Source organism: Sphingopyxis sp. Q841 (assembly GCF_052384365.1).
GTDB classification, from domain to species: domain Bacteria; phylum Pseudomonadota; class Alphaproteobacteria; order Sphingomonadales; family Sphingomonadaceae; genus Sphingopyxis; species Sphingopyxis terrae_A.
In genome coordinates this window covers 599,502-622,300 of the sequence record NZ_JBQSUM010000001.1, presented here as the reverse complement: position 1 = coordinate 622,300, position 22,799 = coordinate 599,502, and the positions used below count along the sequence as shown (strand labels likewise).

At 65.8% G+C, this 22,799-nt stretch carries 19 protein-coding genes; 7 read left to right on the top strand and 12 right to left on the bottom strand.

The genetic code is table 11. The features are described from left to right. Positions 1–158 precede the first annotated feature (158 nt). Positions 159–1,841, top strand: coding sequence for a sensor histidine kinase (locus tag ACT17R_RS03110; RefSeq protein ID WP_062900519.1), 1,683 nt, complete (start codon positions 159–161; stop codon positions 1,839–1,841). After that, a complete protein-coding gene (locus tag ACT17R_RS03105; protein WP_263587614.1) occupies positions 1,838–3,160 on the top strand; it encodes a sigma-54-dependent transcriptional regulator in 1,323 nt (440 codons plus the stop codon). The genes ACT17R_RS03110 and ACT17R_RS03105 overlap by 4 nt, the downstream gene beginning before the upstream one ends. 349 nt (positions 3,161–3,509) lie before the next feature. Here the strand turns inward: ACT17R_RS03105 and ACT17R_RS03100 are convergent, their stop codons facing one another. Continuing rightward, positions 3,510–4,028, bottom strand: a complete 519-nt coding sequence (locus ACT17R_RS03100) for a carboxymuconolactone decarboxylase family protein (protein ID WP_234178579.1) — start codon at positions 4,026–4,028, stop codon at positions 3,510–3,512. A 282-nt stretch (positions 4,029–4,310) separates the two neighbouring features. Here ACT17R_RS03100 and ACT17R_RS03095 point away from each other — a divergent pair, with 282 nt between their 5' ends. Beyond that, positions 4,311–6,638: a bifunctional diguanylate cyclase/phosphodiesterase gene (locus ACT17R_RS03095; protein WP_444808976.1), complete on the top strand. Its 2,328-nt coding sequence runs from the start codon at positions 4,311–4,313 to the stop codon at positions 6,636–6,638. 59 nt (positions 6,639–6,697) lie between these two features. On the opposite strand, the gene ACT17R_RS03090 is transcribed toward ACT17R_RS03095, so the two are convergent. From ACT17R_RS03090 to ACT17R_RS03040, 11 genes are all read right to left on the bottom strand, one after another. After that, positions 6,698–7,078 carry a MarR family transcriptional regulator gene (locus ACT17R_RS03090; protein WP_444808975.1) on the bottom strand — a complete coding sequence of 127 codons (381 nt, stop codon included), beginning with the start codon at positions 7,076–7,078 and terminating at the stop codon, positions 6,698–6,700. 65 nt (positions 7,079–7,143) lie between these two features. Then, the gene (locus ACT17R_RS03085; RefSeq protein ID WP_444808974.1) at positions 7,144–7,728 is read right to left on the bottom strand and encodes a JAB domain-containing protein; all 585 of its coding nucleotides are present in this window, start codon (positions 7,726–7,728) and stop codon (positions 7,144–7,146) included. After that, positions 7,668–8,165, bottom strand: a complete 498-nt coding sequence (locus ACT17R_RS03080; RefSeq protein ID WP_444808973.1) for a hypothetical protein — start codon at positions 8,163–8,165, stop codon at positions 7,668–7,670. The genes ACT17R_RS03085 and ACT17R_RS03080 overlap by 61 nt, the downstream gene beginning before the upstream one ends. Before the next feature lie 38 nt (positions 8,166–8,203). Further along, positions 8,204–8,536: a hypothetical protein gene (locus tag ACT17R_RS03075; RefSeq protein WP_186402704.1), complete on the bottom strand. Its 333-nt coding sequence runs from the start codon at positions 8,534–8,536 to the stop codon at positions 8,204–8,206. A 61-nt stretch (positions 8,537–8,597) separates the two neighbouring features. Then, the gene (locus tag ACT17R_RS03070; protein WP_217372583.1) at positions 8,598–9,167 is read right to left on the bottom strand and encodes a LuxR C-terminal-related transcriptional regulator; all 570 of its coding nucleotides are present in this window, start codon (positions 9,165–9,167) and stop codon (positions 8,598–8,600) included. A gap of 281 nt (positions 9,168–9,448) precedes the next feature. After that, positions 9,449–10,060 (bottom strand): MarR family winged helix-turn-helix transcriptional regulator, encoded by a 612-nt coding sequence (locus ACT17R_RS03065; RefSeq protein ID WP_444808972.1) that lies wholly within the window; start codon positions 10,058–10,060, stop codon positions 9,449–9,451. A gap of 120 nt (positions 10,061–10,180) precedes the next feature. Next, entirely contained in the window at positions 10,181–11,176 is a 996-nt protein-coding gene (locus ACT17R_RS03060; RefSeq protein ID WP_444808971.1) for a Csu type fimbrial protein, read from the bottom strand. Further along, on the bottom strand, positions 11,164–13,530 hold the full coding sequence (locus tag ACT17R_RS03055) for a fimbria/pilus outer membrane usher protein (RefSeq protein WP_444808970.1): 2,367 nt from the start codon (positions 13,528–13,530) through the stop codon (positions 11,164–11,166). The genes ACT17R_RS03060 and ACT17R_RS03055 overlap by 13 nt, the downstream gene beginning before the upstream one ends. A gap of 3 nt (positions 13,531–13,533) precedes the next feature. Beyond that, complete coding sequence (locus tag ACT17R_RS03050; RefSeq protein WP_444808969.1) at positions 13,534–14,319, bottom strand: fimbrial biogenesis chaperone; 786 nt, start codon at positions 14,317–14,319, stop codon at positions 13,534–13,536. Continuing rightward, positions 14,313–14,945 carry a Csu type fimbrial protein gene (locus ACT17R_RS03045; RefSeq protein ID WP_444808968.1) on the bottom strand — a complete coding sequence of 211 codons (633 nt, stop codon included), beginning with the start codon at positions 14,943–14,945 and terminating at the stop codon, positions 14,313–14,315. The genes ACT17R_RS03050 and ACT17R_RS03045 overlap by 7 nt, the downstream gene beginning before the upstream one ends. Next, positions 14,942–15,487, bottom strand: coding sequence for a Csu type fimbrial protein (locus ACT17R_RS03040; protein ID WP_444808967.1), 546 nt, complete (start codon positions 15,485–15,487; stop codon positions 14,942–14,944). The genes ACT17R_RS03045 and ACT17R_RS03040 overlap by 4 nt, the downstream gene beginning before the upstream one ends. A 970-nt stretch (positions 15,488–16,457) precedes the next feature. Between ACT17R_RS03040 and ACT17R_RS03035 the strand changes: the two genes are divergently transcribed. The 4 genes from ACT17R_RS03035 to ACT17R_RS03020 all read left to right on the top strand — a co-directional run bounded on the left by ACT17R_RS03035 (position 16,458) and on the right by ACT17R_RS03020 (position 22,580). Continuing rightward, positions 16,458–18,854 (top strand): membrane-bound PQQ-dependent dehydrogenase, glucose/quinate/shikimate family, encoded by a 2,397-nt coding sequence (locus ACT17R_RS03035; protein ID WP_444808966.1) that lies wholly within the window; start codon positions 16,458–16,460, stop codon positions 18,852–18,854. 50 nt (positions 18,855–18,904) lie between these two features. Beyond that, entirely contained in the window at positions 18,905–19,897 is a 993-nt protein-coding gene (locus ACT17R_RS03030) for a cation diffusion facilitator family transporter (RefSeq protein ID WP_444808965.1), read from the top strand. Positions 19,898–19,981: 84 nt separating this feature from the next. Then, positions 19,982–21,259, top strand: a complete 1,278-nt coding sequence (locus ACT17R_RS03025) for a DUF2254 domain-containing protein (protein WP_444808964.1) — start codon at positions 19,982–19,984, stop codon at positions 21,257–21,259. 46 nt (positions 21,260–21,305) lie between these two features. After that, positions 21,306–22,580 carry a cation:proton antiporter gene (locus tag ACT17R_RS03020; protein ID WP_444808963.1) on the top strand — a complete coding sequence of 425 codons (1,275 nt, stop codon included), beginning with the start codon at positions 21,306–21,308 and terminating at the stop codon, positions 22,578–22,580. Positions 22,581–22,799 lie beyond the last annotated feature (219 nt).

The following is a 22,799-nucleotide window of genomic DNA, read 5'->3' as shown; positions in this document are numbered from 1 at the left end:
CGGGAATTCTAGGATGGTTCGCGGCGGGCGCAACGATCGCGCTGCCTTCCTTCGGCTCTATATAAAACAACAGCTTACGATGATCTCCTATCAGTTTTGTGCAGATTTCCGCATATTTTGGATATACAAAGTGCGGATATTCGCACATCAATCGGCCGATGACGGTGCTGGGAATCGATCTGCGCGCGCGGCGCTGGGCCTTGGCTGCGGGGCTATGTGCCTTGCTCGTCATCGCGCTCGCGGTCGCGATCACCGATCGGGTAATGCACGATCGCGCGCTGTCCGAGCAGGCCGGGCTCGCGCGTAACGATGCGGCGATATTGGCGTCGAGCCTGCGCAGCGAGCTCGACAAGTTCAGCCTGCTTCCGATCGCGCTCGCCGACGATCCTCAGGTGCGCGCGCTGGCCGCGGGCGACGGTGCTTCAGTGGCGCCGCTCAACGGGCGGCTCGAGGCGCTTGCGCGCCAATCGGCGGCGGCGGCGATCTATGTGATGCGCGCCGACGGCACGACGCTCGCGGCGAGCAACTGGCGGCTGCCGACCAGTTTCGTCGGGTCGAAATATGCCTTTCGCCGCTATTTTCACGATGCGCTCGCCAACGGCTCGGCCACCCAGTTCGCGCTCGGCACTGTCAGCCGCGAGCCGGGGCTCTACATCGCGCGGCGCATCGGGACGCGCGCCGCGCCGCTGGGTGTGGTGGCAGTGAAGGTCGAGTTCGACGGGCTCGAGAGGAGTTGGCGCGACACGGCCCAGCGCGTCTATGTGACCGATCGCGACGGGGTGGTGCTGTTGGCAAGCGACGAGCGTTGGCGGTTTCATCTGGCCCAAGGCGCGAGCGCCTACGCGCGCGACGCCGAGGCCGATCTGCGGCAGTTCGGCATTCGGACGCTGCGCCCGCTCGCGATCGTTTCGCCCAACGAGGGCGAGGCGGTGCGCATCCCGCTGCTCGACACGCGGCAGCCGATCCTTCCCGACGGATGGGTGCTGCACCTTCTCGCCGATCCGGCGCAGCGCGTCGATGCGGCGGTGGCGACCGGGCGGCTGGCGCTCGCGCTCGGCTTTCTGGTGCTGGCGGCCCTTGCTGCGACGGGCGTCGTGATGCGCCGCCGCCGCGATGCGCGAGCGCAGGCGCTGCTCGACGAGCGAACCCGCACGCTGCGCGAACAGCTGTCGCAGGCCAACCGACTGGCGACGCTCGGCCAGATATCGGCCGGCGTCGGGCACGAGATCGGGCAGCCGGTCGCTGCGACGCGGGTTTTTGCGGAAAATGGGCAAAAGATGCTCGCGGCCGGCGAAGTCGAGCAGGCGTCGGGCAATTTTGCCCGCATCGTCGATCTGGCGGACCGGATCGGGCGGATCACCGGCGAACTGCGGCGCTTCAGCCGGCGGCAACCCGCCGACCGCCGCGAAATGCCGCTCGGCGAGGCGATCGACGGGGCGCTCCTGCTGCTGCGCGATCGCATCCGGTCGATGCACGTCGCCATTGCCCTGCCGCCCGAGGAGGCAACGCAGGTCGTCGTCGCCGCCGAACATGTCCGGCTCGAACAGGTGCTGGTCAACCTGCTGCAAAATGCGCTCGATGCCGCCGGAGAAGGGGGCAGGGTGACCGTCGCCGTCGAGGCAGGGGGAGATGCCGTCTGTCTGCGCGTGATCGACAGCGGGACGCCGCTTTCGCTGGCGCAGGCCGACGATCTGTTCCGGCCCTTCGCGACGACCAAGCCCGACGGCCTCGGCCTCGGACTTGTCATCGCGCGCGACATCATGCGCGATCTTGGCGGCGAGCTTGCCTATGAAGCGGACGCATCCGCGACGACCTTCGTCATGACGATCCCGCGCGCATGACCGGCGCGCCGCCCACGATCTTTTTCGTCGAGGATGACGAGACGCTGCGCGAGGCGACGGTGCAGGCGCTGACGCTCGAAGGTTTCGAGGTGTCGGCCCACGCCGACGCTCCATCCGCGCTGCGTGCCGTCACCCCCGCCTTTGCCGGCGTGATCGTCAGCGATATCCGTATGCCCGGAATGGACGGGATCGCCTTTTTCGACCATCTGCGCGCGCTCGATCCCGAAATGCAGGTGATTTTCACGACCGCGCATGGCGATGTCGCGATGGCCGTCGAGGCGATGAAAAATGGTGCGGCGGACTTTTTTACCAAACCCTATTCGGTCTCGCGGCTAGTGCATGCGATCCGCCGGGCGCACGACCGGCGCGCGCTGGTGCTCGAAAACCGGCGCCTGCGCGACGCGCTGCGCGAGCGGGAGCATCGGCGGATCGGCGGCTCCTCGCAGACCGCCGAGCGGCTGCAGCGCCTGATCGCCGAAGTGGCGCGTGCCGATGTTGATCTGGTGATCTCCGGGCCGACGGGTGTGGGCAAGAATTTCGTCGCGCGGCTGGTCCACGACCTCAGCCCGCGGCGTGACCGGCCTTTCGTGACCGTCGATGCAGGCGTGCTGATGCACGACGACGCGAATCTGATCCTGTTCGGGCGCGATCCTTCGGTGGCGCTGTCACGGTCGGGCCTCGTCGAACGGGCGCAGGGTGGCACGCTGGTTCTCGACGAGATCGAGAGCATTCCCGAGCGCGCCAAAGGGCAGTTGCTGAGCCTGATCGACACGCGCCGTTTCCTCGCGATCGGCGCCGAGCGACCACGTTCGGTGGACGTCCGTATCATCGCCATCTCGCGCAGCGCGGGCGAAGGAGAAGGCGCGCGGCCGCTCGATCCCGCACTGCTCCACCGGCTCGGCGGCATTGCTATCGCGCTGCCCAATTTGGCCAGCCGGCGCGAGGATATTCCCGATCTCTTCCGCGAATTTGTGGCCGCGTTCGAGGCCGAACTGGAACTGGAGACAAGCGAACTCGGCGAGGCCGAGTGGCGCCATCTGCTGAGTCACGACTGGCCGGGCAATATACGCGAACTGCGCACCTTTGCGCGCAACTTCGCCACTGGTCTGACGCGAATCGCACAGGGCTCAGCCTACAATGCGGAGCCGCAAAGCCTACGTGAATTGGTCGCCCGCTTTGAACGCGCAGTGATCGAGGACGCGCTGCGCGATGCAAAGGGACAGGTGGACGAGGTGCAGCAACGGTTGTCGCTGCCGCGCAAGACGCTTTACGACCGATTGACGAAATATGGCCTCAGGGCCAAGGATTATCGACGGTAATTCGGACTGTCGTATCAGAGGAGGAACGGTGGCGCGGCTTCCGGGGCCTATCTAAGCCATTAATATATTGAAACAAAATGTCGAATTATTGGTTTCTGGATGTGTGACCTTAATGTGGCCCAGCCCGCTCGTCGCGGCGGTCTATATGAAATGTGCTCTTCTCGGGATCGAGCTGGGCGATCTGCAGCGCTTCGCGTGGAAATATGCATTATGCCTCTGCTTCGTGCTCATCGGCGCAGCGCTCTTGTTCCGCTCGCAGCGGTCTAGCGTCCGCTTTTCCTGCTAAAATAATCGGACCGGTTCGGCCAGCGCGGGCCAGGAGCCGGCTCGCAGGCTTGCGTTCCGGTGCTCAGGGCTTCGCCGCCACCGGGAGGCGAAAGGGCGCGCCCAGCCGATTGAAGGCGTTCATTGCAGCGATCGCGATTGTCAGATCGACAAGATCTTTCGCCTCGAATGCGGCGGACGCGGCGGCATAGGCTGCGTCGGACGCATGCGTCTCGCTGATGCGCGTGACCTCTTCCGCCCAAGCGAGCGCTGCGCGATATTGTTCCGGGAAAAGGTGAGGGACTTCTTCCCACACGGGAAGCAGAGCGACCTTGTCGACCGGCATGGTCTGGAGAAGGTCTCGCGTGTGCAGATCGATGCAATGCGCGCAGCCGTTGATCTGGGAAACCCTGAGGAAGACCAGGTGGATCAATTCTGCAGGAAGCGCGCTACTGTTTGTCACATACTGATGCACGCCGAAGAATGCCCTGGCTCCGGCGGGAGCGACTTCGGACCAGTTCAAGCGCTTCATATCATCATCCTTTCCTGTCGAGCCGGTGGCGGCATCACCTGCTTGACGAGGGAGAGAGGCAGACTGTGACATCGCAGCCGAAAAATTTCGTCTGCAGTCCCGTTAAAGCCATTGTCCGCTTGCCGCGCAGGGAGACCGGCTTTTGCGTCCATAATGGCAGGATCGCGGTTCCCAACTCCACGCCAGCCCGGCGCGCCGACCCACCGGCAAATCGACATGGGCAAGCAATCAACCTGCATTTTTGATTGGGAGCGCGCGGCAAACATTCAATTCGGACCAGTCTCGCGCGCTGCTGCTAGAAGGCGATTTACCGCTTTGCAGGCAAGCCGGACGCCTTGTGAAAGGGGCAGCTCGATGTTCAAGGTTCTCGAATGCATTTCAGGCGAGCATGACATGCGGCTCGTCCTTCTCGCGGCTTTTGTCTGGATATTGGGGAGCGCCGCGATCTTCCTCCTGCTCGGCCGATCGCTCGACTGCGTCGATGCCCGGCGGCGTCAATGGCTCGCGATCGCCGCGCTCGCCGCCGGGGTCGGCGTTTGGGCAACCCATTTCATTGCCATGCTGGCCTATCGCGGCGCGGTCCCGCTGCGTTTCGCGCCCGGGATGACCGCAACTTCGGTCGTCATTGCGATCCTCGCCTTCTGGTCGGCCTTTCTTGTTCTCGGCAGGGAATTTCGGCCCGCCGCGAGCGGGATGGCGGGCTTGATGGCGGCAATCGGGGTCGCAGCGATGCATTTTGCCGGGATGGCCGCGATCGATGCGCCGGTTGCGGTGCAATACGACTGGCCGGCGATCGCCGCTGCCTTCGTGCTTACCGCGATGATATTTGTCGCTGCCTTCTGGCTGTTCGGCAAGCTCAAGGAAAAATGGCGTATCCTGCTGCCCGCGTCGCTGGCGGTCGCGGCGGTGCTGCTGCTGCATTTTACCGCCATGTCGGCGACCTTGCTCGTGCCCGATCCGGCCCGCGGGCCTCCGGCGGCCGGAACCGGCGATGGCTGGCTCGTCGCCGCAACCGTCGTCGCGACGATCGCGCTTATCGGCCTCGTGCTTATTGGCGCCTTTCTCGATCGGCTGCTGACCGACCTTCGCGGTCTCACCGACGCGACGCTCGAGGGCCTTGCGGTGCTGAGCAACGGCCGCATTCTGGAGGCGAATAGCCAGCTTGCGGGTCTGCTGGGGGTCGAGGTGCCCGAATTAATCGGATCGCGCGCTGCCGACTGGCTCGTGCCCGCGGACGGCGAGGGGCTGGTGGCGACGCGCGATGGGCCGGCCGAAGCGGTGATCCGGCGCACCAACGGCGAGGAGCTGATCGTCGAAATAGCGGCGCATGCGATCGAATATCGCGGTCGGCGCTGCCAGGTTCTTGCGGTTCGCGATCTTACCGCGCGCAAGAGGGCCGAGCAGCTTATCGAGCATCTCGCCTCGCACGACACTTTGACGGGCCTTCCTAACCGCGCCCGCTTCACCTCTGCGCTCGAAGCGCTCGCGCGGTCGGGCGAGCATTTCGCGCTGCTGGCGCTCGATCTCGATCGCTTCAAGGCGGTCAACGACCTGTTCGGCCACGCCGCGGGCGATGCGATCCTCTGCCGGGTCGCTGCACTGCTGCGCGACGCGATCCGCGACGTCGATCTGGTAGCGCGGATCGGCGGCGATGAATTTCTGATCATTCAGCGCGGCGTCGGCGACGTCGCCGACACCCAGCGTCTCGCGGAGCGCATCCTCGCCGGCTTTGCTCTCGAGATGGACATCACGCGCGATCCCATGGCGGTGGGGGTGAGCATAGGGGTGGCACTCTTCCCAGGCGATGCGACCGATATCGAGCGGCTGCGCCATAATGCCGACGTCGCGCTCTATCGGGCCAAGGAATGCGGGCGCGGCCAAGCCTGCTTCTTCGATCTCGAAATGGATCGCCAGGTCCGCGAGCGGCGCGAATTGGAACATGACCTGCGCCACGCGATCACGCGCGGCCAATTGCACCTGGTCTTTCAGCCCCTCGTCGCAACCGCCGGCGGCACGGTCATGGGCTATGAGGCGCTGCTGCGATGGACGCACCCGACCCGCGGCTCGATCGCGCCCGAGATATTCGTGCCGATCGCCGAGGATGTTGGCGCGATCATCCCGATCGGCGAATGGGTGCTGCGCGAGGCCTGCGCTGCCGCCGCGCTCTGGTCCGATGACGTCAGTGTCGCGGTGAACGTCTCGGCGATCCAGTTCCAGCTCCCCAATCTCGCCGCCGTCGTCGCCGATGCGCTCGAGACGAGCGGTCTTGCCGCCGCCCGGCTCGAGCTCGAAGTCACCGAGAGCGTGATGCTGCGTGACCGGGCGGGCGCGCTCGACACGCTTCACCGGCTGAAGGCGCTCGGCGTGCGGATCGTGATGGACGATTTTGGAACCGGATACTCTTCGCTGAGCAATCTCCAGGCCTTTCCCTTTGACAAGATCAAGATCGACCGGAGCTTTGTCAGTCATGTCACCGACGACGAGTCGGCGCGTTCGATCATCCGCGCGATCGTCGGACTTGGCCGCAGTCTCGATCTGCCCGTCGTCGCCGAAGGCGTGGAAACTGAGGCGCAGCGGCTGATGGTGCTCGAGGAAGGCTGCCCGCAGGCGCAGGGCTTCCTGTTCGGGCGGCCTGCCGAATTCACGCTAGCAGGCCCGCGGCTTCGGGTGGTCGGCGGCTGATCCGGCCTTGGCGCTGAGGTACGATGCTCAAAGGCGCGCCCGTCCCGACAGCGGCTTTGCTACGACGCCTGCGTGCCCGCAAAATGTGCCTCGATCGCCGTCATCCCGCGCCCGGTCAGTTCGATGTGCACGACCCTGAGATCGCGTTCGCACCGCCGCCGCTCGACAAGCCCGCAGGCGAGCAGCTTGTCGATCCAGCGCAGCGCGGTCGTCGGCGGAACCATCGCGGCAATGCACAGGCTGTGGACGCTCACCGGACGTGCGCGCGCCTTCTGGACATAGAGGTCGAGCAGCATGTCCCAAGCCGGTTCGCCGAGCAGATCGCCGGGCAGCGCCCGCTCGCGCCTGCGGCGGTTCGCATATTCCTGCTCGGCGCGTGCCGCAACAAGCAATATCATGTCGCCGCTGTCGTCAGCTTGGTCATCAGGCGAGCGGCGCATCTTGTGGAGCGCCGTCTCAAGCGAAGGCGGCTCGTTTGAGACCGCCGCGGCCGGGCTTTCGGCCTTCATAGCAGACCTCGCGCGCGCATGCTCGTCACGTGCTCGGCGCCCACGATCAGATGATCGACGAGCGGAATGTCGACGGCGCTGGTGAGTGCGGCGATGCGGCGCGTGAACTCGACGTCGCGCGCGCTCGGTTCGCTCGATCCGGTCGGGTGGTTATGCGCAAGGATGATCGCGTGCGCCCCGAACTCGAAGGCGCGCTCGAAGATATGGCGGATTTCGATGCCGAGGCGAGCAATCGTCCCGCGTGCGATCAGCTCGTCGCCCAGATAGCCCATGTCATGCGCGGTGAAGGTGACGTGGAGACATTCGACGGGCGCCTTGGCCAGCAATATCTGCAGATAATGGAGGAAGTCGGGATCGTCGGTGCGCACCACCGACCGGGTGATGCGTTCGCGCAGCCCTGCAATCATGAGTGTGCGCGCGGCGACGATCGCGTCGCGAAGCGAAACATCACCGCCGAGCGCCTCGAGCAATTGCTGCGGCGTTGCGGCGAGCGCGCGGCCGAGCCCGCCGAAGCGCCCGATCAGGCCGGCGGCGGCTTCAGTGGCACGGGCGCCCGCAAAGGGTTCGATGAGCGACGCCACGCCGGATAGGGTCCGATACGCCGCACCCGCTTCGCATGCGTGCGGATCGCCATGAAGAGAATGATCAGCAGCGCATAATAGGGGAGATAGTCCATCAGCGCGTAGGCGAGTTTCGCCACCTGGCTGTTGGCCTCGCGCGCGAAGTGCGCGATCACCGAGACCAGTTGAATTGCTGCGAGCCATAAAGGATAGACCCTGTTGGCCTGGATCGCGACGGCAAGAAAGACCGCCGCAATCAGCCCGTCAATTACGAGATGCCCGACGTCGACCGAGGCGTAGATCGTCCACCGCCCCACGACCGCATGATAGATGAGGTCGCCGACATTCATGAAGACGAGCGCCGCCGTGCAGATCCTCTCGGGAGCCGCTCCCCAACGCCTGGCGGCGATGATCAGGAGCAGCAGCGAGGCGATGTTGAAGGCCCAGATCCAACCCATGACCGGTTGGTGGCCCCGCGCGGCGGCGCCGTCAATCGTCAGGCGGCGGCTTCGGCTTGGGATTCGAGCTCGGCGAACGCCAGCGTGTCGTCGTGCCCCGGCATGCCGGTGATCTTGATCTTGTCGCCGACCAGCGCATTGTGCGAACGGAATATGTCGTTCGCGGCGCCGATGTCCGACTGGATTGCGCGGCCTAGGCGAACGATCGCTTCCTGGCCGACATGCGGCGCGGGAATATCTTCGACCTGGCGCGCGCGCAGGATCGATTGCATCACGTCGAGCTTGGCGAGCAGGCTCTCGTCGGCTTTCGCTTCGGCGAGACGGATCTGGTTGCGGATGCGCGCCATATAGGCGGGTACGGCGTCGGTCATGAGTTTACCCCCAGGGCCTGCGCGCTCGCTGCGCACGCCACAATATTTCGCGGCGGGGTCGTTAGCCGAGAAGGTCCGTGATCGCGCTCGCCGCGGCGAGCCCCAGCACGAGGCTGGCGACGATCCCCAGCAGCATCGCTATGATCGTCGCGATCCGGGCCAGCACGGCATGTTTGCCGTCGAGCACCCCGGGGACGATCCGCTGTCTTGCTTCCCGGCTCCACGGCGCTTCGAGCGATAGACTCAGGGCGTCTTCAAACCGGTCGGTGGCGGTTTCGTCCTGACCCGAGACGTGGCGCACGAGCCCCGGCTCGGCGAGTGGTAGAAATTGGGGTGGTGTTTCTACACATGGGTCGGCAGCGGGTTCGGAGGTGTCCGCGAGACTTGTCCAGTCGCGGTAGCGGCGCGCAAGCTCGTGCCGCGTCACGCCGCCGAGGCGCGAGCGCAGCACCTCGATGCGGCGGTTAACCGTGGCTTCGGCAATCCCGAGCGCATGACCGATCTCCTTGCTCGTCCGGTTGTTGGCGAGAAGGTCGAGGACGGCGATCTGCTTGCGCGTCAGCGCCGTGAAGGCGCGTTGATCAGGATGTGGCCCGGTTTTCATCTGTTTCTGCCCCGCGTCTTTAACCATGAATCGGGCTCCGCGCACAAGCGGGCGCGGCAGGGTGATCTGCCTGACCAGCCCCGCCGCTTCGCGTTCCGAGCGGTCGGGCGACCTCGCGCACCGCGCGAAACCAGGGCAGAATATGGCCGGAAGCGCGCCTTTTGCGCGCCCGATCAGAACGGCGACAGACGCGCGGAAACGCGCCGCCCGGGCGCGAGCGCATAAGGAAAATATTGCTGCAAAACTGGCAGTAACCCCCGGCCCCTGGGGGCGCTTGCTATCTCCTGTCGGGTGCTAGCGAAGCGGCTCTACGATTGGCGCGGCAGATCGTCGAAATAGCGGTCGAGGCGCGTACGCGCCTTATCGGTGAGCCGGATGAAGCTGCGGCGTTTGTCGGCAGGGTCGGCATGCCGTTCGAGCCAGCCGCGTTCCGTCATCGTCTCGATGTGGCGCAGCGCGGTGGTGGCGGGCACATGCGCGGCGATGCAGAGGCTCGATACCGACACCTCATTGCATTCATAATGCGCAGCATAAAGGTCGAGCAGCATGTCCCAGGCAGGGTCGCAGAAGATATCGCCGAACAGCGTCTCGCGCGCCCGGCGCTGACGCAATCGTTCGCGGACAAGCGCGGCGCGTGCCCCAGGGAAGCTTGCGGGCGGAGCGGGCGGGGCCGCGGGAAGGCCGTTCGCGTGCCTTTGGATTGCCTCGATTTCCTGCGCTGCGCCGGCTCCGTGCTCGCGGTTTTGGGCCGGCCCTCCACGCCGTGCCAAGTGGGTGATCGGGGCGTCGGTGCGCTCCGGGTATTCGAACATCAGATATTCGAGGCGCGCGATCAGGCTTTCGAGATTATCCTCGACGCGGCCGAAGCGGCGCGGATCGATGCCCGACTGGCGTTCGAAACTCTCCCAGGATTGACCCATGATGGTCCTCCTTTCCTAGATAGGCTTACGACAACTTCATGCCGCACCTTAACCCTGCGCGGGTGCCAATTTGTCTCCGATCCGGACGCATCGCGGTGCTTGCTTGCAGCGCCGAGCCGGTCAGAATTCGATATCGACGCGAACCGTATCGCTGTAGCTTCCCGCGGGCGGGGTAGGCTGCGCGCCGTCGATGCGTGCGCGGTAAGTGAAACCTTGCGCCGCCAGCCCATTATAGACGCCCGCATTGATCTCGGCATCGCCGCTCAACCGGCGCTCGGCGCCGAGCAGCCCCCAGCGACCGGGCGAGGCCGCGCCCTTCAGAATGTCGTAGGCGAGAAAGGCGCTGCCATTGGTCATCCGGCGCTGCGCGCCCGCGGCGTGGGCGCCATTGTCGAGGCCGACGCTATAGGCGGCGCCGGCGCTGCAGCGGATGGTGAGCGTCTGGGTCACCGGCGCGAAACTGCCAACGAGCGGCGCGGCGCCGAAGTCGATCGCCGGGGCGTCGATCAGACAATCTTTTTCGAGGATCAGGCTGATGTTGATCCGCACCGCGGTGCCGCTTCCCCAGTTGAGCGAGGTTACGAGCGGCACGGGACGCACGAAGCCGGGGCTTGCCGAATAGGCGAGGCAGACCGCCACCCCGAGCGAGCAAACCGAATAATACCAGCGCAGATCGAGCGAGCCCGTATAGGTCCCTGCAGGCAGCGAAGCGGTCGGCGTGGTACGAACATAGATTGGGATCGATCCCCCGGCGCCGGCGAAGAGGCTGACGAGGCTGAACGAGGAAAGATCCTGGAAGCTTCCGACGCCGAGCGCGGGGCCGCCGGGCGCAAGCGAGGCGGCGAAGCCGATGGTGGCGCCGCCGGGACCGGTCAGCTGAAAGCTCGATGCCTCGACGCGCAGTCCCACATAATGGGTGGTGAGCGCCGCCAGCAATATGTCGCACGAGAGCCCTGCCGACCCGCTCGCCTGCTGCGCGGCGCTGGCGGCGGCAAAAGTCGATGTGGTGCCAAGATTGGTATTCGCGGTCGCAACGGTGCAGGCCGAGGCGGCCTCGGGCGCCGCCACGGCGAAGGCGGCGCCGAGCAGGCCGCGAAGCAAGGTCAGGCGGCGCATGGCAGGTCTCCAAGATCGATGACCGTATCGGCGGTAGCGTCGGCGGCGGCGGGTTCGCCGAGCCGCGCGCTGCAGCGCGCGCCGTCGGGGAGATCGATGTCGAGACGCTCGCCGGAGTCGAAGTCTTCAAGATAGACGAAGCCCTCCCAGCCGACATAGCTGGTGGCGGCGCCTGTATGGACGATCGCGCCGGCGGGGACCGGGGCGCCGCCGGGCAGCCGGAGCGTCGCCGTCGCGGCGCGGCGGATCTCGACCGGGAAGCGCACGACATGCCCGCTGCCGCGCGCCACCGCGACGCGCTGCTCGACGAGCGGAACGCGCGCGTTCGCCGGGAGCGCGAGCGGATCGATCGCATAGAGCGCGTCATAATAGGCGCTCGCCCAGGGAATCAGCAACTGACCGTCGCCGTTCGTGCGCCCGACAAGCTGATTTTCATAGCGCACCGGAATATCGGGCGCGCCGGTATTCACCACAACAAAGGCATCGGCGATCCGGTTGGCCGCGAAAAGCCCACCGTCCATGAAGACGAGGGAACCGCTTGCGCTTCCCCAGACGGTCGCCTCGCCGCTGCCATAAGCGCCGCCGCGCAGCGTCATCGCGTCGGTGCGCAGCGCGGCATCGCCGCGCAGGTAAAGCCCGCGGCCATCGGCAGCCGCGGCGCTCGCATTCCATCCCCACCCGCCTGCCGCCGGCAAGGCACGGCTATAGTCGGCGCGCCAGCCCATTCGCTGGCCCGGCGCGTCGAAGACGCCGGCGCCGAGCGTGCCGCGAGTCCCGCCGAGCGGAATGCTGACGCTGAGTGCGCCCGACCAGCTGCGGTCACCGAAGTCGTGCGACACGGTCGCGGCGAGACGGTTGCCGCTTCCCAGCGGCAGCGTCCACGCCGCATTGGCGAGGCGGCTCGCGCGCTCATCTTCGGCGGCAATATCGAAATAGCCGACCCCGAGGGTGCCCGCGCGGCCGAGCGCGAAGCTCAGCGCCGCCGAAAAGACGCGCCGCGCCCGCCACGCGCGCCAGCCGGCGGCGGCAGCGAGATCGGTGAAATCGCCGGTGCGGCGCGCGTAACGCAGCGCGATCGAGGCGAAGCGCGACTGATATTCATAGCCGAGCGTCAACTCGCCGCCCGCGCTGCCGTCGCCGAAGCTACGGCTGTAGGCGCCGCTCAGCACGCCGCCGCCGCCGAGCGCGACGACCGCGCCGCCGCCGGCAAGCTCGGCGCCATCAGCGATCTCGGCGCGAATCTCGAGGGTGACCGCGTCGGTCACGCCGTGACGCAGCGAAGCGGTGGCGGCAATATCGCCATAATCGAAGCTTCTGGTGCCATAATGGTTGCGGAACGCCCCGAAAGCGGCGGCAAAATCGGTGAGCCCGGGCCGCAGCAGATCGCTCGCGACATAGAAGGGCATGGCGGTCTGGATCTTGCGCCCGTGCATGTCGGTGACGATCAGATCGGCTTCGCCCGCGCCGCTGACCGGTGGCAGGGCCTCGACGCTGAACGGGCCGGGATCGACGGCGCCGCCCCCGACGCGCTGACCGCCGACGATCAGATCGACGGTCGAGGGCAAGGCGGCGCTCCCCGAAAACTGCGGGAGCGGGTAAGTGATGATATCGGGGCGCACGGCGAAGTCGCGCGACACCTGGATACCGCCGAGCCGCACCGCGCTCGCCCAGCCAAGGCCGCGCGTGACGACATCGCCGACCTCGACCGTGACCGCGCTCGCCTCGTCGGAGCGCCGCCAGACGCTGTCGTAGCGAATATAGGCCTTGCCGTGTCCCGAGCGCAGCGCGCCCGTGGTCGATACCGTCCCTGCGGCGCTGAAGAAACGCGCTTCATGGTAGAGCGAGGCGGCCGACTTCTGCCCGCTGCCGCCGCTGACATACAGGTCATAGTTGAGGAGTGCGCCCATGTCGTAGCGCGCGGCCGCCGCTTTGCGCGGCGTGCCGCCCAGCCTCTGCCCTGGAAGCAGCGCGCTCGCGGCGACGATCTCGAGCCGCTGGCGCGGCGCATCGTAGCGCGCGCTGAGGCCAGGGAGCGTGTCGAGCCACAGCGGCGCGCCATCCGGCGCGACCCTGATCCCGGCGCGCGCGAGATCGGCGGGCAGAACCGCCAGGCGCGCGCCTTCGCGCGTCACGCGGACGATGCGGCCGCTCGGCTTTGCATTTATGACGAGCTCGAGCATGAGCGTTTCGGGGGTGTTGAGTGTGGCAGCAGGCCCGGCGCCAGGCGGCGGGAGAGCGCCATATTCACCCGCATTGGTGCCGCCCGTCTCATCAGCGAGGGCGCCCGCCGGCAGGCCGCCGAGCACGCTCGCAATCAGCCCGGCGAGCGGCATCGCGATGCGCCCCCGCGCCACGGGTCATTCGTCCGCCGGTGCGAGCATTTGCCGCTCGCCCCCGTTGACGCCGGCACTGAGCCGCGCATGCGGTGCGCCCTCGGGGAGCGGCCAGCGGGCGCGGCTGCCGGCGAGCACATAGCCGAGGAGCCCCGGTGCCAGCGGGACGCTTCGCGCGCCCTCTTCGAGCCGCGCCTCGACCAGCCTCGCATGCAGGCTGCCGCTGTTGACGATCTCGACGAAGGCGCCGCGTGCATCCTCGCCGATCCGCCAGCTCAGCGCTGGCGCGGGCGCGTCGGCGGGGTCCTGCCGGGCGCCGTTCCGCGAGGGGGCGGCGTACGGGGCCGGGACGAAGAGCGGCAGCGAATAGCGCATGCGGAAGCTCACGGCAGCGGCCGGCGCCGCTTCGGCGGCGGCGCGGGTCGGAATCTCATCGACGATGACGCGGTAGGCGTCTTCGCCCGCCGCCGGGGGCGGGGCGGTGCGTGTCAGCCGCACGAGCTGGCGCTCGCCGGGGGCAATGGTGACGAGCGGCGGCGAGGGCAGGACCCTGTCCTGCGCTGCATAGACATTCTGCCCCTCCTGCTGCGCCCAGGCGAATATCCGCACCTGCAGCGTGACCGGGGTCGATCCCGGATTTTCCAGCCACAGTGCGGCCGCCTGACGATTGGCCTCGATTACCGGATTGACCGGCCAGATCAGGAGCGAGGCCGGCGGTTCGGCACGGGCGAGGGCGGGCACGAGCGCGAAGAAGCCGAGCGCCGCCGCAAGCCGCAGTGCGGCGCGAGGAGGAAGGCGGCGCGTCACCATGACAAGGTCACCAACAACCGATCGTTGTAGAGACCCGGCGGCAGGGCGCCCGGCAGGGTCAGGCGGCCATAGAGCGGCAGCCTGATATCTTCGCTATTCGCATCGAGGACCGTGACCGGGGTCGCGGCGCCGACCGCGATCGGTGCGGCGCAGCTCCCGTCGCTGCACAGACTGTAAGCGATGCGCGCTCCGCTGTCGGCGCCGTGCTGGAGGTAGCGCACGCCGCCCGCTTCATGCTCGCCGCCGTCGATCGTCATGAGCAGCGCGGTTCCCGGCGTGCAGCGCAAGCGGATCGTCTGCGCAGCGCTTGCCGAGGCCGTGTGCGTGGCGGTCGAAAGGCTCATGTCGCTTCCGAAATCGAGCGTGCCCATCGTGCCCGCGTCGCCGCTCGATCCAAGCCCGTCGACGAGGCATCCCGCGTCGATCCGCGCGGCGACGCCGAAGGTCGCGCTCGTTTCGGCGCGCGCCGGGGTGCCGCCCCCGCCAAGGACCACGATGGCGAGGGCGGCCAGCGCGGCGCGCTGAAGCGACCGGCGATGCGCCGGCGATTGCTGCGCGGTGGGGCGCGCCGCAAACGGGGAGGCGGCCTGACGGGCCGCAAAAAGAAGGCGCGCGCCGGGCGTCACAGCTCGAGCACGACCGTGACGGTATCGCTATAGGCGCCCGTCACGAGCCCCGGCTCGCCGAAGGCGCGCGCATAGATGTCAATCTGCTGTTCGGCGCCGGTAGCCGCGAGCGTGACGCTGCCGCCGACCGGGATGACCGTGCTGCGCCCGACATCGCTGTAGAGATTGTAGGTCACATAATGGCCGGGGCTGCTGGCGTGCGCCATGGCATGCGCGCCCGGTCCCGCGCCCGAACCGTCATTCTCGCCGGCCTCGAAAGACAGCGTCGGGACGATCCCGGGGCTGCACTGGATGCGAAGTGCGCCGCCGCCGCTGAGAAGTTCGCCATCGGCCTCGCTGAACAACGTATTCTGAGTGCCGAAGTCGATCGTACCAAAGTCGGCGCCACCCGCGCCGTCGCTCAGCGTCTGGCCGTTGATAATGCAGCCCGCTTCGAGTGTGATCGTCGCATCGATGCTGCCGGTGATGTCGGCCCGCGCCGGTGCTGCAAGAGTAAGGCCGAGAGTGGCGGCGGCGATGGAAACGGCAAGTTGTTTCCTCATGACAAGACTCCTTCATTTCCGAACAGGATCAACGGATCTGAAGTTGTCTATTTAAGGAACAAACTTTTATATTTGGTATATGAGAGAAATACAGAATTTTATCGAAATTAATATTTGAAATATGCAAGTAATATATTCGCCTTGTCGATTGACGAGGCGGTAATTGTGTCTTTGGCACCACCCAAGGTGGCAAGGCTCGCTATGCCATGCGATATTGCCTGCGTCGCGGCCAAGCGCGCCCAAATCGGAGCCATCGGGAAAGCGTTGGCACGGCGCGCGATAAAAGCAGAGCGCGAACGGTCAGTGACTGAAATGCAAAATATTGGAAATGTTCAGTTTTTCATGGAATCCTGCTTTGCTCCACTCCGGACCGGATCCTAACCATGTCTCCGCCAAGGTGAGCGACGCGGCTCCAGCGAACGGCGGTGGGGGCTGATTACCGCCGGCGGTGGCCCACGGTCCGGATGCCTTCAATCGCTATGCCGATCGCGATCCCAGTGCATCTGGTCGCCGATAGTCTTAACGATTAGGGTCGCTAACGTGCGCTCAATCTCGATGCGGTGCTCAAGCCTGCGCGTCGAGGTCGGGTCCGGGGCCCGGGCGATCTGGTTGCCGAGCCTCGCGAGCTGCATGCTTTTGAACCGGCCGTATCTTTACAAAGCGCAAGGGTCGCGGACCGCACTTTCATCGAGATAGATGAAGGCGCGCGCTTCTCGCTTGGTCGGCGTAATCGAGCGTCAGATTGCCGAGGTCTGGTCTGTTTTTAGGGGCGCTAGGTCCCCCAGAATAATGCCCGCCCCTGAATATCTGTCGGCGGCGCGGTCGCGGGGGAGGCCCGCCCGCGCAACATTTACTTCGGCGCGACGCATCGTTCGGCGCTGCGGCGTGTTACTGCCTTGTCGGGGTGCGCGATGCGGCCGCCCTGCCGCGCGTCCGGTGCTTTATACGCGCCCCACAAGAAGGACTGGCGATGATCCGCTTCCGCACGCTTTTTCCGGCTCCCCTTATCGCGCTCTTCGTCGGCGCGCTCCTGACACTCATTGCGCTTGTGCTTGTGACAGGAGGGCTCTGGCTCGCGCTGCTCGGCGGGTCCCTCTATTATCTTGCCACAGGCGCTACGATGCTGGCTGCGGGCCTGCTCTTGATGCGCGGGCGGATGCTTGGCGGCTGGCTTTACGGCGCCGTCATGCTGTTCACGCTGCTCTGGGCGTTCTGGGAAGTGGGCGGCAACGGCTGGGCGCTCGTACCGCGCGTCGTCGCGCCGGCCGTGCTCCTTGTCGCTGTGCTGTTCGCGATGGCCGCGCTGTCGGCGCGGCCCCGGCGCTGGCGATTTGCGCTTGCAGGGAGCGCGCTTGTCCTTCTCCTGCTGGCCACGGGCGGCGCCACCCTTGGCTGGCTGAATGCATCGCGCCCGCTCGGGCCGTTGCCGGCGAGCCGGATGGCGATGACCGACCCGGCGCTCATGCAGACCGGGGTCGACTGGCCTGCCTATGGCGGCACCGAAAGCGCGCGTCGCTATTCGCCGCTCGCACAGATAACTCCCGCCAATGTCGGCACGCTCAAGCGCGCCTGGACGATCCATAGCGGCGATCTGCCGTCCAGCGCCGCCAAAGGGACTTATGGCGCGGAGAATACGCCGCTCAAGATTGGCGACAGCCTCTACATCTGCACACCGAAGAATATCGTCATGGCGCTCGACCCGGCGACCGGCAAGCAGCGATGGCGTTTCGACCCGAAGGTCCCCGATGATGCAATCCCCTATACAGCGGCTTGCCGCGGCGTGAGCTATTATGCCGTTCCGACAGCAGCTGCCGGTCAGCCCTGCGCGCGGCGGATCATCTTCGGAACGCTTGACGCGCGGCTCTTCGCCCTCGACGCCGCCACCGGCAGACCCTGCCAGGATTTCGGGGCGAACGGTCAGGTCGACACCAAGATCGGAATGGGGAACACGCCCCCGGGCTATGTTTCGATCAACTCGCCACCGACGATCGTGCGCGGGGTCGTGGTGACCGGGCACCAGGTGCTCGACGGGCAGGACCGCTGGGCACCATCGGGTGTGATCCGCGGCTTCGACGCGGCAACCGGCAAGCTCAAATGGGCGTGGGACATGATGCATCCCGATTGGGACGGCTATCCTCCCGCAGGCCAGACATGGGCGCGGGGAACACCGAACATGTGGACGATCGCTTCGGCCGATGAAGCGCTTGGCCTCGTCTATCTGCCGATGGGCAATGCCGCGGCCGATTATTATTCGAGCCTGCGGCGCCCCGCGGAGAATGAATTTGCAACCTCGCTGGTCGCGCTCGACGTGACGACGGGCAAGCCGCGCTGGCATTTCCAGGCGGTCAAGAAGGACGTGTGGGATTATGATTTCGGTGCGCAGGCGACACTGATCGATTTTCCGGGGGCGACCGGAACCGTGCCAGCGATCGTGCTGCCGTCGAAACAGGGCGACATCTATGTGCTCGACCGGCGAACGGGCAAGCCGCTGACCCCGATCGGGACGATCAGGGCGCCCGGCGGCGGCGTCGAGCCCAAGGATCGCGCGCCGACGCAGATCGTGTCGCTCTGGCACACGCTGCGCAAGCCCGACCTTACCGAAAAGGATATGTGGGGCATGTCGCCGATCGACCAGATGATCTGCCGTATCCAGTTCCGCCAGGCGAGCTACAAGGGCTTTTACACACCTCCCGAAAGCATGCGGCGCTCGATCGAATATCCCGGCTACAATGGCGGCACGGACTGGGGCGGGGTCGCTGTCGATCCCGTGCGCGGGGTGATCGTTGCCAATTATAACGACATGCCCAACTATGTGCGCCTCGTACCGCGGCGCAAAGCAAATGAAATGGGTTGGGCGCCGCGCGATCAGGCACGCGGCACTATCGGCGGGGCCGAAGGGGCAGGCGATCCCCAGGCGCATACTCCCTATGCGATCGACGTCAACGCCGGGTGGCGGTTGCCCTTTACGGGGCTGCTGTGCAAGCAGCCTCCCTATGGGGGCATTCGCGCGATTGACATCGCGACCGGCAAGACGATCTGGGACCGCCCGATCGGCACCGCCCGAACCAACGGTCCGTTCGGCATCCCCTCGATGCTGCCCGTTACCATCGGCACGCCGAACAATGGCGGCGCCGTGGTGACGGCGAGCGGTCTCATCTTCGTCGCGGCGGCTACCGACAATCTGATCCGGGCAATCGATCTTGCGACCGGAAAGACGCTCTGGTCTGACGTGCTGCCCGCCGGCGGGCAGGCGACGCCGATGACCTATGAAGCCAATGGCAAACAGTATCTCGTGATCTATGCCGGTGGCCATCATTTCATGGAGACACCCGTCGGTGATGAGGTCGTGGCCTATGCGCTGCCCTGATCGCGCGATATGTTAACAGTCAGGCAGTCGATTCTCGTCGGGGTGGACCGATGAGTAACACGCTTTCCCTTCGTCATCTAAAGGCGAATATCGTGCTCTTTGGCGCGCTCTTCGCCAATCTTGGGATCGCTGCGGCCAAATTGGTCGCCGCCGCCATCACCGGGTCCTCATCGATGGCCTCCGAAGGCATTCACTCGCTCGTCGACAGCGGCAATCAGATGCTGCTGCTCTATGGCCAGCACCGGGCGAGCCGCTCGCCCGATGCCCGCCATCCCTTCGGCTACGGCCGCGAACTCTATTTCTGGGCGTTCGTGGTGGCGATCCTCATCTTCGCGGCGGGCGCGGGCATGTCGATCTACGAGGGTTGGATCCATATCCGCGCTCCTGCTCCACTTCGCGATCCCGCGATAAACTATATCGTACTCGCGATTGCCTTCCTGCTCGAAGGTGCATCTTGGGCGCTGGCCGTGCGGGCTTTCGATGCCGGGCGCGGCGGACGCAGCTGGTGGCAGGCGATCCGGCAGTCAAAGGATCCCGCAGCCTTCATCGTCCTGTTTGAGGATAGCGCGGCGCTTGCCGGGCTCCTCATCGCCGCGGCAGGAGTCTGGCTCAGTCATGCGACCGGCGATGCGCGGATCGATGGGGCCGCATCGATCGCGATCGGCCTCATCCTCGCCGCAGTTGCCGCGCTGCTGGCCCGCGAAGCGAAAGGGCTATTGATCGGTGAAGCCGCCGATCCGGCGCTGATTGCCCTGATCCAGCAGACGGTGGGCGCGCGTGCGGGCGTCAGTGCTGTCAACCATGTCCGCACCATTCACACCGCGCCAAAGGCGATATTCGTCGCGGTGAGCGCCGATTTCGAGGATGACTTGCGCATGGGCGACGCCGAGACGCTCATCGCGGCGATTGAGGCCGAACTCAAGGCGGCCGCCCCCGACATCAGCTCCATCTACATCCGGCCTGAACGGCGCGAGGATGCGCGGCTGATGCAGTCGGCGTCCGCCTGTGCTACCAGCACCGGCAGCGCTCCCTCCACCCGATAGCCGAGGGAACGGCAGCAGCGACAGGAGGATGAAGGTGCAATATCCGCCCACACGGCACGCTGCTACGGCGTTCGGAAGGCCATAATGATGCCGCTCGACGGGCCGTTCATCGGCCGGACCAGCTGGCTGCTGCGCCAGTTCAGGAAGCAGATATGGGTCCGCGCGGCAATGTTCAGCCTCGCCGCGGTAGCAACGGCGGTGCTCGCCGCGATAGCCGAGCCCCTGATCCCCTATGACTTCAACCTCACCCTGGCGGCAGGCTCGGTCGGCAATATCCTCGATATCCTCGCTTCGAGCATGCTGGCGGTGACGACCTTTTCGCTTTCGGTCATGGTGTCGGCCTATTCGGCGGCGGCGGCTAACGTCACCCCTCGGTCGACCAAATTGCTGCTGAGCGATTCTGTCGCGCAAAACACGCTCGCGACCTTCATCGGCAGTTTCCTCTTCAGCATCGTGGGGATCATCGGTCTCGCCGCCGGCTTCTACAGCGACAAGGGGCGGATCATCCTGTTCGGCGCCACGCTTGCCGTCCTGCTGATCATTGCCGGCACCCTGCTGCGCTGGATCGAGCAACTGGGCAAGTTCGGGCGCGTAGGCGACACGATCAAGCGTGTCGAAGAGGCCGCGACAGCGCCTGCGGGGCAATGGGGGAACCGCCCGCGCCTTGGGGCGCGGCCCTGGACGATGATCCCTTATGGCGCGTCCGAAGTTATGTGCCCGGACGTCGGTTATGTTCGGCACATCGACATGGCCGCGCTCGCCGACATCGCCGCCGATGCCGGCGTTACCATTCATATAGACGTTGTCGCGGGATCCTTCGTTCATGCCGCGCGCCCCGTCGCCTACGTGTCGCCGCCCGCGCACGATGACTGCGCCGCCCGGATCGCCAAATGCATCACCATTGGTGCCGATCGCGAATATGATCAGGATCCGCGCTTCGGGCTGATCGTACTCTCCGAAATCGCGTCGCGAGCCTTGTCGCCCGCGGTCAACGACCCGGGCACCGCAATCGAAGTCATCGGTGCCGGGCTGCGGGTCATGCTCGCCTATGGCGATGCCCGGTCCGAGCCACAGGAGCCCTGTTTCGAGAGGCTTCACGCCCATGATCTGGCAGCGCGCGACCTCTTCGACGATTTCTTCAATCCGATCGCCCGCGACGGTGCGGCACTGGTCGAAGTCCAGATGCGCCTCCAGTTCGCCCTCGAGGCGCTGGCGAGGAACAATCGGGCGCTTTATGCAGATTGCGCGCGGTCGCACGCGGCGCGGGCGCTCGAACGGGCAGGCAAGGCCGGGATGTTCGACCATGATTTCGACCGCCTCAAGAAACGCGCGGCCTGGGTCGACGCGCTGCCCGACAAATAGAAGCGGTGCAACGGCCGCAGCGGACAGCAAGAAAGGAAGGGACCCGATGAGCTTCGTCATCACGCCCTTTGATGCGGCGGCAATCCTGATCGTCCTCGCGGCGGCGCTTGCCTATATCAATCACCGCTTCATCGGCCTGCCGACCAGTATAGGCCCGACAATCATGGGCGCCGTTGCGTCGCTTCTCGTCGTCGCGCTCGACCGTTTGCTGTCAGGGCCATCGGTGGCGGACGAAATCGTGAAATTTATCGCCGGCATTGATTTCCACGCAGCGCTGATGGACGGGATGCTCTCTTTCCTGCTGTTCGCGGGCGCGCTCCATGTCGACTGGACCGAAATGCGCAGGGGGCGCTGGGCAATATTGGCGCTTTCGACGATCGGCGTCCTTCTTTCGACGGCGCTCGTCGGTGCCGGACTTCACCTGCTTTCCGGCTGGATGGGTATCGCCATACCCCTGATCTGGTGCCTGGTTTTCGGGGCGCTCATCAGCCCGACCGACCCGGTCGCCGTCATGGGTGTCCTGCGCGAAACCGACGTTCCACCCACGCTGCAGGCGACCGTGGCGGGGGAAAGCCTGTTCAACGATGGCGTGGGAGTCGTGATATTCGCGATTCTACTTGCTACAGCGGCAAGCGGCGCCCCCCTTTCGCCGCCGCACGCCCTGCGGATGTTCGTGGCCGAGGCGGGCGGCGGGATTCTTCTGGGCCTTGTCATCGGCTGGACAGCCTTCAGGGCCATGCAGTCTATCGATGAGTATAAGACCGAGGTGATGATCAGCCTCGCAGTGGTGATGGGCGGCTACGCTCTTGCCAGCCAGCTGCACGTCAGCGGTCCAGTCGCGATGGCCGTCGCGGGGCTCATCATCGGCAACCACGGCGTCGCGCACGCGATGAGTGACATGACGCGCGATTATCTGCTCAAATTCTGGAGTCTGATCGACGACATTCTGAACGCGCTGCTGTTTCTGCTGATCGGGCTTGAGGTCGTTACCATTCCCTCCGACACGCGGATTATTCTGCTGGGTACACTCACGATTCCGCTCATATTTGCCGCCCGCTGCCTGTCCGTGCTGGCCCCTCTGGGCGTGATGCGAACCTTGCTCCCGCTGGGCAGGCTGGCGCCGATTACGCTGATCTGGGGCGGGCTGCGCGGCGGCATATCAATCGCCCTCGCACTCGGCCTGCCGGACGGCCCGGAGCGCCCCTATATTCTCGCGGCAACCTATATTGCGGTTCTCTTTTCGGTCATCGTGCAGGGCGGTACGATCGGACGGGCCATCAAATGGCGCGAAGCGCGGTCCAGGGCCAGGGCGCGACGGTGATAGAGCATCTGGCAGAGCGGGGAGTTAGACCGTTGAGTTCAGCACTATTCAAAGGCGAGCTATTTTGCCGTGGACTATTTCGCCGACATCCCTTTCCCGTCACCATATGCGGAGTGGATAGGGGTCCCGCCTGCCCGAGCATTGCCCCTATGCCGTGGTGGTAGACGCCGTCGGCCTCGGGAGCAGATCGCAAGGCATCAGCCTCGAACATTATCGGCT